The organism is Pseudomonas sp. GW823-FHT03E05 (assembly GCF_058796855.1).
The window spans coordinates 111,809-126,497 of sequence record NZ_JBXAJB010000002.1; the positions used below are offsets into that span (position 1 = coordinate 111,809).

Annotated in this window: 16 protein-coding genes; all 16 read right to left on the reverse strand. The window is 62.8% G+C overall.

Annotated elements, in window-relative coordinates; translation table 11 throughout:
* A complete protein-coding gene (fliP, locus tag AC1RCO_RS08180) occupies window positions 1-750 on the reverse strand; it encodes a flagellar type III secretion system pore protein FliP (protein ID WP_011059987.1) in 750 nt (249 codons plus the stop codon).
* Window positions 750-1,193: a flagellar biosynthetic protein FliO gene (gene fliO, locus AC1RCO_RS08185; RefSeq protein ID WP_011059986.1), complete on the reverse strand. Its 444-nt coding sequence runs from the start codon at window positions 1,191-1,193 to the stop codon at window positions 750-752. The genes fliP and fliO overlap by 1 nt, the downstream gene beginning before the upstream one ends.
* On the reverse strand, window positions 1,194-1,655 hold the full coding sequence (gene fliN / locus AC1RCO_RS08190; protein ID WP_011059985.1) for a flagellar motor switch protein FliN: 462 nt from the start codon (window positions 1,653-1,655) through the stop codon (window positions 1,194-1,196).
* Window positions 1,656-1,710: 55 nt separating this feature from the next.
* Window positions 1,711-2,679: a flagellar motor switch protein FliM gene (fliM, locus tag AC1RCO_RS08195; RefSeq protein WP_011059984.1), complete on the reverse strand. Its 969-nt coding sequence runs from the start codon at window positions 2,677-2,679 to the stop codon at window positions 1,711-1,713.
* Window positions 2,680-2,688: 9 nt separating this feature from the next.
* Window positions 2,689-3,189 (reverse strand): flagellar basal body-associated protein FliL, encoded by a 501-nt coding sequence (gene fliL / locus AC1RCO_RS08200; RefSeq protein ID WP_065363382.1) that lies wholly within the window; start codon window positions 3,187-3,189, stop codon window positions 2,689-2,691.
* A 191-nt stretch (window positions 3,190-3,380) separates the two neighbouring features.
* On the reverse strand, window positions 3,381-4,775 hold the full coding sequence (locus AC1RCO_RS08205; protein ID WP_220223886.1) for a flagellar hook-length control protein FliK: 1,395 nt from the start codon (window positions 4,773-4,775) through the stop codon (window positions 3,381-3,383).
* A gap of 98 nt (window positions 4,776-4,873) precedes the next feature.
* The gene (locus tag AC1RCO_RS08210; protein ID WP_011059981.1) at window positions 4,874-5,218 is read right to left on the reverse strand and encodes an Hpt domain-containing protein; all 345 of its coding nucleotides are present in this window, start codon (window positions 5,216-5,218) and stop codon (window positions 4,874-4,876) included.
* A 30-nt stretch (window positions 5,219-5,248) separates the two neighbouring features.
* Complete coding sequence (locus AC1RCO_RS08215; RefSeq protein WP_103289648.1) at window positions 5,249-6,955, reverse strand: fused response regulator/phosphatase; 1,707 nt, start codon at window positions 6,953-6,955, stop codon at window positions 5,249-5,251.
* Between the two features lie 5 nt (window positions 6,956-6,960).
* The gene (locus tag AC1RCO_RS08220; RefSeq protein ID WP_011059979.1) at window positions 6,961-7,266 is read right to left on the reverse strand and encodes an STAS domain-containing protein; all 306 of its coding nucleotides are present in this window, start codon (window positions 7,264-7,266) and stop codon (window positions 6,961-6,963) included.
* 87 nt (window positions 7,267-7,353) lie between these two features.
* A complete protein-coding gene (fliJ, locus tag AC1RCO_RS08225) occupies window positions 7,354-7,803 on the reverse strand; it encodes a flagellar export protein FliJ (RefSeq protein WP_011059978.1) in 450 nt (149 codons plus the stop codon).
* A 6-nt stretch (window positions 7,804-7,809) separates the two neighbouring features.
* The gene (gene fliI, locus AC1RCO_RS08230; RefSeq protein ID WP_401026421.1) at window positions 7,810-9,168 is read right to left on the reverse strand and encodes a flagellar protein export ATPase FliI; all 1,359 of its coding nucleotides are present in this window, start codon (window positions 9,166-9,168) and stop codon (window positions 7,810-7,812) included.
* Window positions 9,158-10,003 carry a flagellar assembly protein FliH gene (fliH, locus tag AC1RCO_RS08235; protein WP_065363379.1) on the reverse strand — a complete coding sequence of 282 codons (846 nt, stop codon included), beginning with the start codon at window positions 10,001-10,003 and terminating at the stop codon, window positions 9,158-9,160. The genes fliI and fliH overlap by 11 nt, the downstream gene beginning before the upstream one ends.
* 9 nt (window positions 10,004-10,012) lie before the next feature.
* Window positions 10,013-11,032 carry a flagellar motor switch protein FliG gene (fliG, locus tag AC1RCO_RS08240; protein WP_011059975.1) on the reverse strand — a complete coding sequence of 340 codons (1,020 nt, stop codon included), beginning with the start codon at window positions 11,030-11,032 and terminating at the stop codon, window positions 10,013-10,015.
* The gene (fliF, locus tag AC1RCO_RS08245) at window positions 11,025-12,812 is read right to left on the reverse strand and encodes a flagellar basal-body MS-ring/collar protein FliF (protein WP_011059974.1); all 1,788 of its coding nucleotides are present in this window, start codon (window positions 12,810-12,812) and stop codon (window positions 11,025-11,027) included. The genes fliG and fliF overlap by 8 nt, the downstream gene beginning before the upstream one ends.
* Before the next feature lie 15 nt (window positions 12,813-12,827).
* Window positions 12,828-13,154: a flagellar hook-basal body complex protein FliE gene (gene fliE / locus AC1RCO_RS08250; protein WP_011059973.1), complete on the reverse strand. Its 327-nt coding sequence runs from the start codon at window positions 13,152-13,154 to the stop codon at window positions 12,828-12,830.
* Between the two features lie 128 nt (window positions 13,155-13,282).
* On the reverse strand, window positions 13,283-14,689 hold the full coding sequence (locus AC1RCO_RS08255; protein WP_492617624.1) for a sigma-54-dependent transcriptional regulator: 1,407 nt from the start codon (window positions 14,687-14,689) through the stop codon (window positions 13,283-13,285).

Consider the following 14,689-nt stretch of genomic DNA (forward strand, 5'->3'; position numbering starts at 1 on the left):
TTAAACACCACCGAAACTGCCCGCCAGGGTACCGATGATCAACGCCCAACCGTCCACGAGGACGAACAGCATGATCTTGAACGGCAGGGAAATGATCAGGGGCGAGAGCATCATCATGCCCATGGCCATCAGCACACTGGCCACCACCAGGTCGATGATCAGGAACGGAATGAAGATCATGAAGCCGATCTGGAACGCAGTCTTGAGCTCGGAGGTGACGAAGGCCGGGACCAGGATGGTCAGCGGCGCCTGGTCAGGGCTGGCGATGTCGGTGCGCTTGGACAGGCGCATGAACAGCTCCAGGTCGCTGCTGCGGGTCTGCGCCAGCATGAAGTCCTTGATCGGCACCTGAGCCTTGGCCACGGCGTCCTGGGCGGTGAGTTTTTCCGCCAGGTAAGGCTGCAAGGCGTCCTGGTTCACCCGGTCGAACACCGGCGCCATGATGAACATGGTAAGAAACAGCGCCATGCCGGTGAGGATCTGGTTCGACGGGGTCTGCTGCAGGCCCAGGGCCTGACGCAGGATCGAGAAGACGATGATGATCCGGGTGAAGCTGGTCATCAGCATGACGAACGCTGGAATGAAGCTCAGCGCCGTCATGATCAGCAGGATCTGCAGGCTGACCGAATACTCCTGCTGGCCGCTGGCATTGGTGCCAAGGGTGATCGCCGGGATCGACAACGGGTCCGCCGCCAACGCCAGCGGCGCCGCCAGCATCAGTGCCAACGTCAAGATGATGCGCAACGGCATTACTTCTTATCCTTCTGATCCTTGCCCAACAGCTCCATCAGGCGCTGGGCGAACTCGGGCGTCGCCTGCTCGGCACTGGGCACCTGCACCGGCTCCTTGAGTACATGCAACGGGGTGATGGTGCCCGGGGTCAGGCCCAGCAGGATCTGCTCGTTGCCAACCTGCACCAGCACCAGGCGATCGCGCGGGCCCAGAGCCCGGGAGCCGATCAGTTCGATCACCTGCCCCTTGCCGGCAGGACCGGCCTGCTGCACCCGGCGCAACAGCCAGGCCAGGAAGAAGATCACGCCGATCACCAGCAGCAGGCCCAGTACCAACTGGGTCAACTGGCCGCTGACACTGCCGGTCACGGGCGCAGCCGCAGCCACCGCGGCGGTGGCCGCCGGCTCCGCAGCCAGGGCGCTCAGGGGCAGCGCAAATGCAATGCCAAGCAGCTTGTTCACTTAGCGCAGCTTCTTGATGCGTTCGCTGGGGCTGATCACGTCAGTCAGGCGAATGCCGAACTTTTCGTTGACCACAACCACCTCGCCATGGGCGATCAGGGTGCCGTTGACCAGCACGTCCAGCGGCTCGCCGGCCAAGCGATCGAGCTCGATCACCGAGCCCTGGTTGAGCTGCAGCAGGTTGCGAATGTTGATATCGGTGCTGCCCACTTCCATGGAGATCGATACCGGGATATCCAGAATCACGTCCAGGTTAGGGCCGTCCAGGGTGACCGGCTCATGGTTCTTCGGCACGCTGCCGAACTCTTCCATCTGCAAGCGCCCGGAACTTGACGCGGCGCCGGCATCCGCCGCCAGCAGGGCATCGATATCCGCCTGACCGGCATCACCGGTTTCTTCCAGCGCAGCAGCCCACTCGTCGGCCAGCGCCTGGTCGTCCTGGGAGTTAATTTCGTCAGCCATCATGGGTCCTCGACGGGCAAAAATTCATTGAACAGCAAACAGGTTGGAGCGCCGCTCAACGGCGCTCGATCGGCTCGATCACTTGCAGCGCCAGGTTGCCCTTGTGGGAACCCAGCTTGACCTTGAACGACGGCACGCCATTGGCGCGCATGATCATGTCTTCGGGCAGTTCCACCGGGATTACATCGCCAGGCTGCATGTGCAGGATGTCCCGCAGGCGCAACTGACGACGGGCGACAGTGGCGCTCAGCGGCACGGCCACATCCAGCACGTCCTCGCGCAGAGCCTTGCTCCAGCGTTCGTCCTGGTCGTCCAGGTCGGACTGGAAGCCGGCGTCGAGCATTTCGCGGATCGGCTCGATCATCGAATACGGCATGGTCACGTGCAGATCGCCGCCACCGCCATCGAGCTCGATGTGGAAGGTCGACACCACGATGGCTTCGCTGGGACCGACGATGTTGGCCATGGCCGGGTTCACTTCCGAGTTTATGTACTCGAAGTTGACCGGCATGATCGCCTGCCATGCTTCCTTGAGATCGACGAAGGCCTGCTCCAGCACCATGCGCACCACCCGCAGTTCGGTCGGGGTGAATTCGCGCCCTTCGATCTTCGCGTGGCGGCCATCGCCGCCGAAGAAGTTGTCCACCAGCTTGAACACCAGCTTGGCGTCAAGAATGAACAGCGCGGTGCCGCGCAGCGGCTTGATCTTCACCAGGTTCAGACTGGTGGGTACGTACAGCGAGTGCACATACTCGCCGAACTTCATTACCTGCACGCCACCCACTGCCACGTCAGCCGAACGGCGCAGCATGTTGAACATGCTGATACGGGTATAGCGGGCGAAACGCTCGTTGATCATTTCCAGGGTCGGCATGCGTCCACGGACGATGCGATCCTGGCTGGTCAGGTCGTAGCTTTTGACACTGCCGGGCTCGGCAGCGTGTTCGGTCTGTACCAGACCGTCGTCGACGCCATGCAACAGCGCATCGATCTCATCCTGGGACAGCAGGTCCTGCACGGCCATGTCGTGTTCCTACTGCAGTACGAAGTTAGTAAAGAGCAACTGCTCGACCACCACTTTGCCCACCTCTTTCTGCGCCACTTCCTGAACGCTGGCGGTGGCCTTCTGGCGGAGCATTTCCTGGCCGACCGGAGTGGCCAGGGTGTCGAAATTCTGCCCGGAGAAGAGCATGACCAGGTTGTTGCGGATCACCGGCATGTGCACTTTCAGCGCATCCAGGTCGGCCTGATTGCGCGCCAGCAGGGTAATGCTCACCTGCATGTAGCGCTGCCGGCCGTTCTGCGTGAAGTTGGCAACAAAGGCTGGGGCCATGGGCTCGTAGATCGCCGCAGGCTTGACGTTGCTGGCGGTCTCTGCAGCCGGGGCCGGCTTGCTCTGAGCACTGTGCATGAAGTACCAGGTGGCGCCGACCGACAGGCCGATGGCCAGCAACAACGCCAGGACAATCAAGAGGATAAGCTTGAGTTTGCTTTTCCCTGCGGTGGGTTTTTCTGCTGCTTCGCTCTTCGCCATGCCAATAATCCGTCACTAATCGGGGGTTCACAGTCGCACGGCAAGGCAAGAGCAAGTGTTATGCCAGATTTGTCAGAAAGGCAGGGATCAACAGCGAAGGGCAACGCTGCGAAGGGAAACCTGGGGGGGCAAGCTGTTGCAGTTACACCGCGAGGATCAGTGCAGGGGCCGGTAGCGACCCCCGCCACAGGTCAGGCGTAGTAGTCGACGGCGCTGCTGCCGATCACGGTCTGTACCGGAGCCTGAACTTCTGCCACGGCCGGGGTCGACTCATCATCGCCATTGTCCAGGCGCCCGCCGCTGGTGCTGGAACCGCTGCGGCGATTCTGTTCCTGCTGCGCCTGCTCTTGGCCCTGCCAGCCACGGGACTGATCGGAGACGTTGACGTCCACCTGCCCCAGGCCCTGCTGGTTGAACATGTCGCGCATGCGGTGCATCTGCCCTTCCAGGGCTTCGCGAACGCCAGCATGGGCACTCATGAAGGTGACCTGGGTCTGCTGGTCCGGAATCATGTGCACGCGAATGTCCAGGCGCCCCAGCTCGGCCGGCTGCAACTGGATGTCTGCCGACTTGAGGTTGGTGCTGGACAGGTACATCACCCGATTGACCACCTCTTCGGTCCAGCCATTCTGGTGCATGGCCAGCGGCTGGTTGACCGGCACCGCGTTGGCCGTCTTGGGCGTCGCGGCCTGGGTCAACGCCGCCAGGCGATTGGCGAAATCATCCACCCGGGTATCACTGGAAGCCCCCTTGAGGTCCTTCAAGCCATCGGCGATCAACCCGCTAAAGGCCTTTTCGCCGCCCTGCTCGGTGCCGCTCTTGCCCGCCTGCTGCTCGAGCATGCCGGCCATGCCATTGGCGAAGTTCTGCACCGAGGCCAGCTGCCCTTCATTGCCGGCATTGCCTGGCGTGGCCTTCGGCTGGCTCTGGCTGGACGCCGACACATGGCCGCCCTGCTCCATGGCCAGGCGCACCGCAGGCAAGGCATCCAGAGGATCAGCCTCGGGGTCGAACTCAGGCTTGGCCGGCTCGACGGGTGGCGCCACCACTGCGGCAACGATGGCCGGCGCAGGGGCGACGGGAGCCGCCTCGACCTGAGGCGGCGCAGGTGTCGCCGGGGCCGGTTCAGCCGGCACCACAGGCTGCGGCGGCGCGACCTGTACCAGGCTTGGATCCAGCATCGGATCGCTGGGGGGCGGAGTGTCGGTTTGTGCGGTATCAGCCGGCTTGGCAGCATCAGTGGACGCTGTTTTGCTGTCGCTGCTGGCCGGCTTGTCGGCAGGCAAGGATTTGCCGCTATCGGCAACGGCTGGCTGCGGCGCGGCAGAAGAGTCCTTGCTGACATCCTTCTTCGGGCTACTGTCAGCCCCCTTGTCGCGCACCGGCTTGGGCGAGTTGTCGGCAAAGCTTGGAGGCTTGGCCTGCGGCTGGTTCTGGGATTCCTTGGCGTAGAGCTGCGCGAAGCTGGAAGCCTTGTCCCCAGGCTCGGCAATGCTCGCCAGGGGGCTGACAGGTGCCGCTTGAGTCTTGGACTTAGCGCTGGCCTGGGCAGTGGCCTGAAGAAGCGAATTAGGGGTAACAGCCATGGGACAGTCTCCGCTGCACGGGGATCATAGGTACAGTTGGAAGACTTGACTGCAAAGGCCGGGCCAGCTTTATCAATCCGCAGATAAAAAGCTGTTTCTCAACAATGAAAGCGCTGCAGCTCCTGCTCGCACAAGCGTCGAACGATAGCGAACTCGCCGTCGATCTCCCCCACCAATTGTCGAATGCCATCCGCGGCCGACTGCCCGGCCCGCAGTTCCAGCTGATGACAGAGTTCGGCCAGGCGGGTGGCGCCCATGTTGCTGCTGCTGCCCTTGAGGCTGTGAGCGGTGGCTACCAGCAAAATCGTATCCTCGGACTTATGCAGCAACCGCACACGCTCCTCGGAATCGCAGACGAAGGTATCCAGCAGGACGGGATATTCATCCTCCATGACCTCTTGCAAAGCATTGAGCACCGTGTGGTCCAGATGAATCTCAGCCACTTGTTCACTCCTTGATCAAGAACCCGGGAATTATGCCAGAGCCTCCCAAGAAAACTCCACGCAGACACTGCGCCCATCATCCGCCCACACGGCCTGCTGGCTCATCTGCCGGATCAGACTGACGCCACGCCCCGACAGACGCTCCATATCATTGGGCCGCGCCAGGACCGCAGCCACATCGAAGCCCTCGCCACTGTCCTCGACGCGTACCACCAGGCGCCCTCCCGCTTCCAGGGGCTGCACTTGCAGATGCACCCGGACAAAGCCCTCCTGCAACTGCGCAAGCCGGGTCGAGCGTTCGCGGTAATAGCGGGTGAACCCCTCGGCATCGCGCTTGAGCCGCGAGTCGAGCTTGAGCACGCCATGTTCCAGGGCATTGGAGTAGAGCTCTGCCAAAACGCTGTACAGCGCCCCGCTCTGGGAACGCAGGCCATGCACCTCAAGCAACAGTTGCAGCAGATAGGGCAAGGGATTGAAACGCTTGAGGGTGGCAGCCCGAAACTCGAAACTCACCGACCAGTCCAGCGGGCAGGACTGGCCACTGTCGGAGTACACCAGAGCCGGCGGCGCCAACCGGGGAAACTCCGGCAACCCCACCTCGACCATGCTCACATCATCCCGGGCACTGCCGCCAAAGCGCTCCAGGGCCTGCCGGATCTCTTCGAACAGCTGATCTTCCTGGCGATTGGCGGCAAACACCTGGTGCAATCGCTCGACGCCAAACAGTTGCTCCTCGGTATTACAGGTATCGATCACCCCATCCGACAATAGGAAGACGCGGTCTCCCGGCGCCATGGAAAACACTTCGGTGCTGTCCTCGAAGGCCTCGGCGCTCAACACACCCAGGGGCAAGTGGCGAGCCACCAGCGGCGTGCGTGCGCCGCTGGCGTGCCGATACAGATACCCTTCGGGCATGCCGCCGTTCCACACCTCCACCGCCCGCCGCTGGGAACTCAGGCACAGCAGGGTGGCACAGCAGAACATGTCCACGGGCAGGATGCGCTTGAGCTTGGCATTCATCTCCCGCAGGGTTTCCGGCAGGCCGTAGCCCTTGGCGGTCATGCCGTAGAACACCTCCGCCAGCGGCATGGCGCCTACCGCCGCAGGCAGCCCATGGCCGGTGAAATCCCCCAGCAGTACGTGCATGTCTCCGGCCGGGGTGTAGGCCGCCAACAACAGGTCGCCGTTGAACAGGGCATAGGGCGATTGCAGGTAACGGATATTCGGCGCATCCAGGCAGCCGGCATGGGCGACCTTGTCGAACACCGCCTTGGCCACCCGCTGCTCGTTGAGCAGGTAGTCGTGGTGGCGAGTGATCTGGTCACGCTGGTGCAGCACGGTCTCTTGCAGACGGCGCAGGCGGTCCATGGCGTTGATCTTGGCACCCAGCACCACCGGGTTGTAAGGCTTGGCCAGAAAGTCGTCGCCACCCGCTTCCAGGCAGCGGGCCAGGGCCTCGCCGCCGCTCAAGGAGGTGAGAAAGATGATCGGCACCAGGGTCTCGCCAGCCAGGGCCTTGATCTGCCGGGCAGCCTCGAAACCGTCCATCACCGGCATCAATGCATCCATCAGCACGATGTGCGGGCGCTGTTGCTGAAACAGCTGCACCGCCTCGGCGCCGTTGCTTGCCGCCAGCACCTGATGCCCCTGGCGCCGGATGATGCTGGACAGCAGCATGCGGTCCGCTGCGCCATCTTCGGCGATCAGCACACACAGGGGCTCTAGCATCGACCGCATACCGGTCAACTGATGTCGAAAAGCTTGTCGAAGTTGGAGATGGCGAGGATCTTGCGCACATCCGAGTTGCTGTTGATTACCCGGACATCGGCGTTGTCGCCGCCGGCGTGGTCACGCAGCAACAGCAGCATGCCCAGGGCCGAACTGTCGAGATAGGTGGCTTCCTTGAGGTCCACCACGATGGACTCCGGTGTCCGGTTGAGTCGCTCGTAGGATTCGCGAAACTCCTGGTGGCGTCCGAAATCGAAACGGCCTCTGATGGAGATCGTGAGTTTTTGCCCGTCCGGGGATATTTCTGTAACGACCGACATGTGACTGCTTCCTTGTCATTGACGACGTTTAAAAGGTTTAGCACCCACTCGCCGGGGGGACAACCTGCGTGAGGCAAATGAGCACTATCAGTATGGGCTCTGACGAGGCAAGCGCTGGGAAAGTTCATCCAGCAACTTCTGCTCACGCTTGTCCTCAAGCGCCCGCGCCTCGTCGATATAGCGCTGCACCAGCTTGCGCAGCCCCTCGACCCGGGCATAGGCCTGCTGCCAGGCTTCCCGGGCGCGATCGAGGTTGTTCTGGTGCCAGGCCAGGCTCTGTCGCTGCTGACCGACGGCGGTATCCAGCTGGCTGAGAAAGTACTGGTAGTTCATCAGCCAGTGGCCACTGACCCCCAACTTGCCGCGCTCGACCCACTGTTCCTGGTAGTCGCCACGAAAACGCTCCAGGTCCCCCAGCTTGCTCTCGGCCACACGCACCTGGCCGTGAAAGTACTCCAGGCGCTGGGCGGCCGTGCGCTCGGCACTCTCTGCCATGTCCACCACCGGCGCCAGGCGCGCGGCACGGCTATCAGCCATGGCCGGTTACCCGCCCGCTGCCGGAGCGAAAAGCATTTCCAGGTGGGTCTGGCTATGGCCCAGGCTGATGTTGTCATTGAGCCCCTGGCGCAGGTACGCAACCATGGCCGGATGCAGGGAAATGGCCGTATCGGTATCCCGGTCGCCGCCGGCCACATAGGCACCGACGCTGATCAGGTCCCGGGCCTGCTGGTAACGCGACCACAGCTGTTTGAAGTACTGCGCCCGCGCCATGTTGTCAGGGCTGATCACCGCCGGCATGACCCGACTGATGGAGGCCTCGATGTCGATGGCCGGGTAGTGCCCCTCTTCCGCCAGGCGCCTGGACAGCACGATATGCCCGTCGAGCACGCCCCGCGCCGAGTCGGCGATCGGGTCCTGCTGGTCGTCGCCTTCGGACAAGACCGTGTAGAAGGCGGTGATCGAACCGCCGCCGGCCTCGGCATTGCCGGCACGCTCCACCAGTTTGGGCAGCTTGGCGAACACCGAAGGCGGATAACCCTTGGTGGCCGGCGGCTCGCCGATGGCCAGGGCGATTTCCCGCTGGGCCTGGGCGAAACGTGTCAGGGAATCCATCAGCAACAGGACGTTCTTGCCCTTGTCGCGAAAATATTCGGCGATCCGCGTGCAGTACATCGCCGCCCGCAGACGCATCAGCGGAGCATCATCCGCTGGCGAGGCCACCACCACCGAACGCTTGAGGCCTTCCTCACCCAGGATGTGCTCGATGAACTCCTTGACCTCACGTCCCCGCTCGCCGATCAGCCCGACCACAATGATGTCGGCCTCGGTGAAGCGGGTCATCATGCCCAGCAGCACACTCTTGCCCACGCCGGTACCGGCGAACAGGCCGAGACGCTGACCGCGACCTACCGTCAATAAACCGTTGATGCTGCGAATACCCACATCCAGCGGCTGGCTGATGGGGTCGCGCTTGAGCGGGTTGATGGTGGGGCCGTCCATCGGCACCCAGTCTTCGGCACGCATCGCACCCTTGCCATCCAGCGCCCTACCGGCGCCGTCCAGCACACGCCCGAGCATACTCATGCCCATGGGCAAACGGCCGGTGTCGGCCAGGGGCACCACGCGCGCGCCCGGAGCAATCCCGGCCACGCTGCCCACTGGCATCAGGAATACCTTGCTCCCGGAGAACCCCATGACCTCGGCTTCGACCTTGACCGGGTGGTAGCTGTCATCGTTGATCACCATGCACCGGGTGCCCATGGCCGCGCGCAAGCCTTCGGCTTCCAGTGTCAGGCCGACCATGCGCAGCAGGCGGCCCTCAAGGATCGGCTGGCCCGGCAGGCTGATGGCCTCGGCATAGCCCTCCAGGCGCTTGCCGAAGCTGGTGCGTTCAAGGCGCATTGCTAGGGTCCGCTGGCTCGTGTGCGGCGGCGTCAGGGTCCATAGCGGGGTCGGCGATGTCGCTCTGCGGCGCCGACGGCGTCAACGGCCCCAGGTCCAGGCCAAGGTCCGCCGCTGCCGGATGCAGCGATTGTTCGTGCAACTGGTCGGACAGCTGGTCCATGGCCTGGGCGATCCGGGTTTCCATGCTGGCGTCGATACGGCTGTACTCGGTCTCGACCCGGCAACCGCCGGGCAGCAGCGCTTCGTCCTCGACGATGCGCCAGCTTTCCTCATGGCGCTCGCGCAGGCTTTTGACCTGCTCGAAATCCTGCGGATTGACGTACAGGCGCACATTACCGACGCCCAGGGGCAGCAGCTTGAGCGCTTCGCGCATGACATGTTCGATCTGCGTGGAGTCCATCGCCAGCTCGCGCTGGATCACCTGGCGGGTGATATGCCGCACCAGCTCCACCAGGGTCTTTTCAATCTGGGTGTCCTGCTCGGCAATGGGCTCGAACAGGTTGGCCATCAGTTGCTCGAGCGCCTGCAACTTGGCGCTCAGTGCCACTTCGGCTTCCTGGCGCACTTTGAGGGTGGTGCTGTGAAAGCCCTCTTTCTCGCCGGTGGCGAACCCTTCGTTATAGGCTTCCTGGCGGATGCTCTCGAGCTCTTCAAGGGTCAGCGGCTGGACTTCCTCCAGCGGCACTTCCTCGATCTCCTCCTGCACCTCTTCCGGCTCGGGCTCAGGCTCGGGCGGCTCGGGATCGAAACTGGGCAGCGCCCAGACGTCAAAACCCTCGACGTCCCGGGCGCGAATCAGCTCGCTTTGGGACTCATCACTGCTGGACGACATAAAGCGACCTTAGATCATTTCTTCGCCGCCCTTCCCGCCGAGAACGATTTCTCCGGCTTCGGCCATACGGCGGGCAATGGTGAGGATTTCCTTCTGCGCGGTTTCCACATCGCTGACGCGAACCGGGCCCTTGGCTTCCAGGTCGTCGCGCAGCAGTTCCGCCGCACGCTTGGACATGTTCTTGAAGATCTTTTCCTTGACCCCTTCGTCCGAGCCCTTGAGAGCCAGCACCAGCACATCGGAAGAGACTTCGCGCAGCAGCGCCTGGATGCCGCGATCGTCGACATCGGCGAGGTTGTTGAAGACGAACATCAGGTCTTCGATCTGGCCCGACAGGTCTTCGTCCACTTCGCGGATCGAATCCATCAGTTGGCCTTCGATCGAGCTGTCGAGGAAGTTCATGATGTCGGCTGCACGCTTGATACCACCCAGGGTGGTCCGCGATGCGTTGGAGTTGCCGGAGAACTGCTTCTCGAGAATCTGGTTGAGTTCCTTGAGCGCCGCGGGTTGCACGGTGTTGAGCGAGGAAACCCGCAAGATGATGTCCAGGCGCGCCTTGTGGTCGAAGTTGCCGAGCACTTCGCCGGCCTGGTCAGGATCGAGGTAGGCCACCACGATGGCCTGGATCTGCGGGTGCTCGTAGCGGATCACGTCGGCAACGGCCCGCGGCTCCATCCACTTCAAGCTGTCCAGGCCGCTGGTGTTGCCGCCCAGCAGAATGCGGTCGATCAGGCCGTTGGCCTTGTCTTCGCCCAGGGCCTGGGTGAGCATCTTGCGCACGTAGTCATCGGAGCCGACGCCGAGGCTGGTCTGGTCGCCGACAATATCGACGAACTCGCTCATCACCTGTTCGACCTGCTCACGGTGCACGTTACCCATCTGCGCCATGGCCACGCCCACCCGCTGGACCTCTTTGGGGCCCATGTGGCGCAACACTTGCGCAGCATCGGTAGAACCCAGGGACAGCAGCAGAATCGCGGCTTTGTCGACCCGGGTCAGTTTGGCGGTAGCGGCTCGGTTATCACTCATCTGCGTTAATCCACTCTTTCACGACCTGAGCCACTCGACCCGGGTCTTCAGCCACCAGACTCTTGATTGCGTTCAACTGAGCGTCATAACCCTCGCTCGGGCTCGGCAGCAGAATGCTCTGCGGGCCGCCGAGGCTCACGCGGTCGTTGCCCAACTCACCGTCCAGGCCGCCCATGCCGCCCAGCTCGACGTCACTGCCCAGGCCTGCCAGTTCTTTGTTCTTGCCGCCGCCAGTGATGTTGTTGAGCACCGGACGCAACACGCCGAACACCAGCACCAGGATGAACAGCACGCCGAGCACTTGCTTGACGATGTCCCAGAACCAGGGCTGCGAGTAGAACGGAATATCGGCGATCACTTCCCCGCGTTCGGCGGAGAACGGCACGTTGATCACGCTGACGCTGTCGCCACGGCTGGCATCGAAGCCCACGGCGTCCTGCACCAGACGGGTGAAACGCGCCAATTCGTCGGCGCTCCACGGCGCTCGGCTGGTTTCGCCATTGGCCGGGTTGACCTTCACCTGGTCGTCCACCACTACCGCTACCGACAGACGATTCAGGCGACCCTGCTGCTGCTTGGTATGGCTGATGGAGCGATCGAGCTCGAAGTTCTTGGTGGATTGTTGACGCTTGTCCGACGGGTACGGCGCCAGCATCGGCTGGCCGGTGGCCGGGTCCATGATCTGTTGGCCGTTGGCGTCCAGCAGTGGCTGGCCCGGTTGCACCATGCCGGCGGCGGCAGTGGCGCCACCGGTGGTTTGTGGTGCAGAGGCCGGCGCTGGCGGCTGGTTGCTCAGAGCACCCGGCACGCCTTGCGGGCCGTTGCTGCTGGAGCGCTGCTCATTCACCGACTGCTCGCTGCGCAGGGCCGGCTGGTCGGGGTTGAACTGTTCGGAGGTGGATTCCACGGCACTGAAGTCGACGTCCGCCGAGACTTCAGCCTTGTAGCGATCGTTGCCCAGCACCGGTTGCAGGATGTTGTGCACCCGCTGGGTCAGCATGCCTTCCAGGCGGCGGCTGTAGTCGAACTGCTTGCCAGCCATGGTCAGTGCGGAGTTTTCCGCCTGATCGGACAACAGGTTGCCCTTCTGATCGACCACGGTGACCTGGGACTTGTTCAGCTCCGGAACACTGGTCGCCACCAGGTTGACGATGGCCATGACCTGGCCGGGCTCCAGGGAACGGCCGGAGTAGAGTTCTACCAGGACCGAGGCGCTGGGCTTGCGTTCATCACGCACGAACACCGAGCTTTTGGGAATCGCCAGGTGTACCCGGGCGCCCTTGACGTTGTTCAGGCTGGAGATGGTGCGAGCCAGCTCGCCCTCCAGGCCGCGACGGTAACGGGTCGCCTCCATGAACTGACTGGTACCCAGGCCCTGCTCTTTATCGAGGATCTCGAAACCGACGTTGCCGTCACCCGGCGCTACGCCAGCCGCGGCCAGCTTCAGGCGGGCTCGGGACAGGTCATCGGCCTTGACCAGCAAGGCGCCGGAATTGGGCTCTACGGTGTAAGGAATGTCGGCAGAGGCCAGGGTATCCATGACCTGCTTGGCGTCCATACCCGCCAGGCTGCCGTACAGCGGCCGGTAATCGGGTTGCTGGGACCACAGCACCACGGCAAAACCAATCGCCACGCTGGCGGCCAGGCCCACCAACAGGCCGACCTGACGCAGCATGGTCATCTGGGACAGGTTTTCCAGGAAGGACAAACCGAACAGCGGCGGTTTACCGTCGATCGGGGCGGCCTTGGCCGGTACGTTATCGGCGACTGCTTCTGCCATGACTCAATCTCGTCCTTAAACCGGCATCTGCATGATGTCTTGATACGCTTGAACCAGCTTGTTGCGAACCTGGGTCAAGGCTTGAAAAGACACGCTGGCCTTTTGCGAGGAAATCATCACGTCCGTCAGGTCGACACCGCTCTTGCCAATTTCAAAGGCACTGGACAGCTGATTGGACGCCTGCTGAGTGTCATTGACCTTGTTCACGGCCTGGCCAAGCATGTCAGCAAAGCTGCTGCCGCTGACTTCTGCCACCGCGGCGGATTTAGGCTGCGACATTGCGTCCATCTGCATGGCACGCATATCCAGCATCAACCGATTAAATTCAACACCTTGGCTCATGGTCTACTCTCTCTGACGACCCGCAATTTTTTGACGCTCACTCAGCGGTTAGTGAGGTGTTAGCAACAAGGGTGCCAGCTCCATGGCCCTTATCGACAAAAGCCCATCCCGGGCTTGCCTCTCACAGATCAGGTCGCGAACAGATAGGCCTCGACGTCCATTCCAGCATCGCGCATCTGCGCCAACTTGTAGCGCAAGGTCCGCGGGCTGATACCCAGGCGTTCCGCGGCCTCCTTGCGTCGCCCGCGCTCGGAGCGCAGGGTATCGATGATCATCTGAAACTCCCGGCGCCGCAGGTCATCGCCCAGGCCGCCGGATTCTTGAGCCGGCACCTCCACCTCGGCAGCCGTGCCACGCGCTGCCATCTGCACCACGCGCGCCAGCGCCGGCAGCGGAGCACAAGCCACAGGGCCGGCAAGACAGAAGTCTTCCGGCTGGATCAAGCCCCCCTGCTGCAGGATCAATGCGCGCTGCAATGCGTTGTCCAGTTCTCTAACGTTGCCTGGCCATGGATAGGCCAGCAGGCACTCCTGGGCCTTGGCCGATAGCCTGGCCGCCGCGTGCTTCATTTTCTTGACGTGCTTGGCCAGCAGGCGCTCGGCCAGCGGCAGGATATCGGCGGTACGCTCGCGCAACGGCTTCCAGGCCAGAGGAAATACCGACAAACGGTAATACAAGTCCTCGCGGAAACGGCCGGCCGCCACCTCCCCCGCCAGATCGCGGTTGGTGGTGGCAACCACGCGGATATCCAGGGTGATCGGCTTGCGCGCACCAACCCGCTCCACTTCGCGTTCCTGCAACACCCGCAGCAGCTTGGCCTGCAAGCCCAGAGGCATTTCGGAAATCTCGTCCAGCAGGATGGTGCCGCCATCGGCCTGCTCGAACTTGCCGGGCTGGGCAGCGATGGCCCCTGTGAAAGAGCCCTTTTCGTGCCCGAACAAAGTGGCTTCGAGCATATTGTCCGGGATGGCCGCGCAGTTGATGGCGATAAACGGCCGATTGACTCGATGGGAATGCTGATGGATATAGCGCGCCAGCACCTCCTTGCCAGTGCCGGATTCACCAGAAATCAGCACCGTGGAGTCACTGCGGGCCACCCGCGCCGCCAGCTCCAGCAACTGAGCGCTGGCTGGTTCGAAGGCCACCGGCCCCTCATCCTCGCCAACACCCAGGCTGCCCAAGGCATGGCGCGCCACCAGGTCCAGCAGGGCCCGCGGCTCGAAAGGCTTGACCAGATAATCGGCCGCCCCCTGGCGCATGGCGTCCACGGCACGCTCGACGGCGCCATGGGCAGTCATCAGCAACACCGGCAGTTGTGGCTGGCGGGCTCGCAGCAGGCCAAGCAATTGATGACCGTCCATGCCCGGCATGTTGACGTCGCTGACCACCAGGCTGAAGGGCTCGAAGGCCACCGCTTCCAATGCTTCCTCAGCACTGCCGACAGCCTTGTAGTCATGACCGGCCAGCAGCAGGGTATCCGCCAGGGCCTCGCGCAATGCGCGGTCGTCTTCAACCAGTAGAACCTTGATTGCCAT

Excerpts from the sequence above, each read along its gene's own strand:
- fliP (WP_011059987.1), bottom strand. The coding sequence starts at position 750 with ATGCCGTTGCGCATCATCTTGACGTTGGCACTGATGCTGGCGGCGCCG.
- fliN (WP_011059985.1), bottom strand. The coding sequence starts at position 1,655 with ATGGCTGACGAAATTAACTCCCAGGACGACCAGGCGCTGGCCGACGAG.
- fliM (WP_011059984.1), bottom strand. The coding sequence starts at position 2,679 with ATGGCCGTGCAGGACCTGCTGTCCCAGGATGAGATCGATGCGCTGTTG.
- fliL (WP_065363382.1), bottom strand. The coding sequence starts at position 3,189 with ATGGCGAAGAGCGAAGCAGCAGAAAAACCCACCGCAGGGAAAAGCAAA.
- AC1RCO_RS08205 (WP_220223886.1), bottom strand. The coding sequence starts at position 4,775 with ATGGCTGTTACCCCTAATTCGCTTCTTCAGGCCACTGCCCAGGCCAGC.
- AC1RCO_RS08215 (WP_103289648.1), bottom strand. The coding sequence starts at position 6,955 with ATGCGGTCGATGCTAGAGCCCCTGTGTGTGCTGATCGCCGAAGATGGC.
- AC1RCO_RS08220 (WP_011059979.1), bottom strand. The coding sequence starts at position 7,266 with ATGTCGGTCGTTACAGAAATATCCCCGGACGGGCAAAAACTCACGATC.
- fliJ (WP_011059978.1), bottom strand. The coding sequence starts at position 7,803 with ATGGCTGATAGCCGTGCCGCGCGCCTGGCGCCGGTGGTGGACATGGCA.
- fliI (WP_401026421.1), bottom strand. The coding sequence starts at position 9,168 with ATGCGCCTTGAACGCACCAGCTTCGGCAAGCGCCTGGAGGGCTATGCC.
- fliH (WP_065363379.1), bottom strand. The coding sequence starts at position 10,003 with ATGTCGTCCAGCAGTGATGAGTCCCAAAGCGAGCTGATTCGCGCCCGG.
- fliG (WP_011059975.1), bottom strand. The coding sequence starts at position 11,032 with ATGAGTGATAACCGAGCCGCTACCGCCAAACTGACCCGGGTCGACAAA.
- fliF (WP_011059974.1), bottom strand. The coding sequence starts at position 12,812 with ATGGCAGAAGCAGTCGCCGATAACGTACCGGCCAAGGCCGCCCCGATC.
- fliE (WP_011059973.1), bottom strand. The coding sequence starts at position 13,154 with ATGAGCCAAGGTGTTGAATTTAATCGGTTGATGCTGGATATGCGTGCC.
- AC1RCO_RS08255 (WP_492617624.1), bottom strand. The coding sequence starts at position 14,689 with ATGGCAATCAAGGTTCTACTGGTTGAAGACGACCGCGCATTGCGCGAG.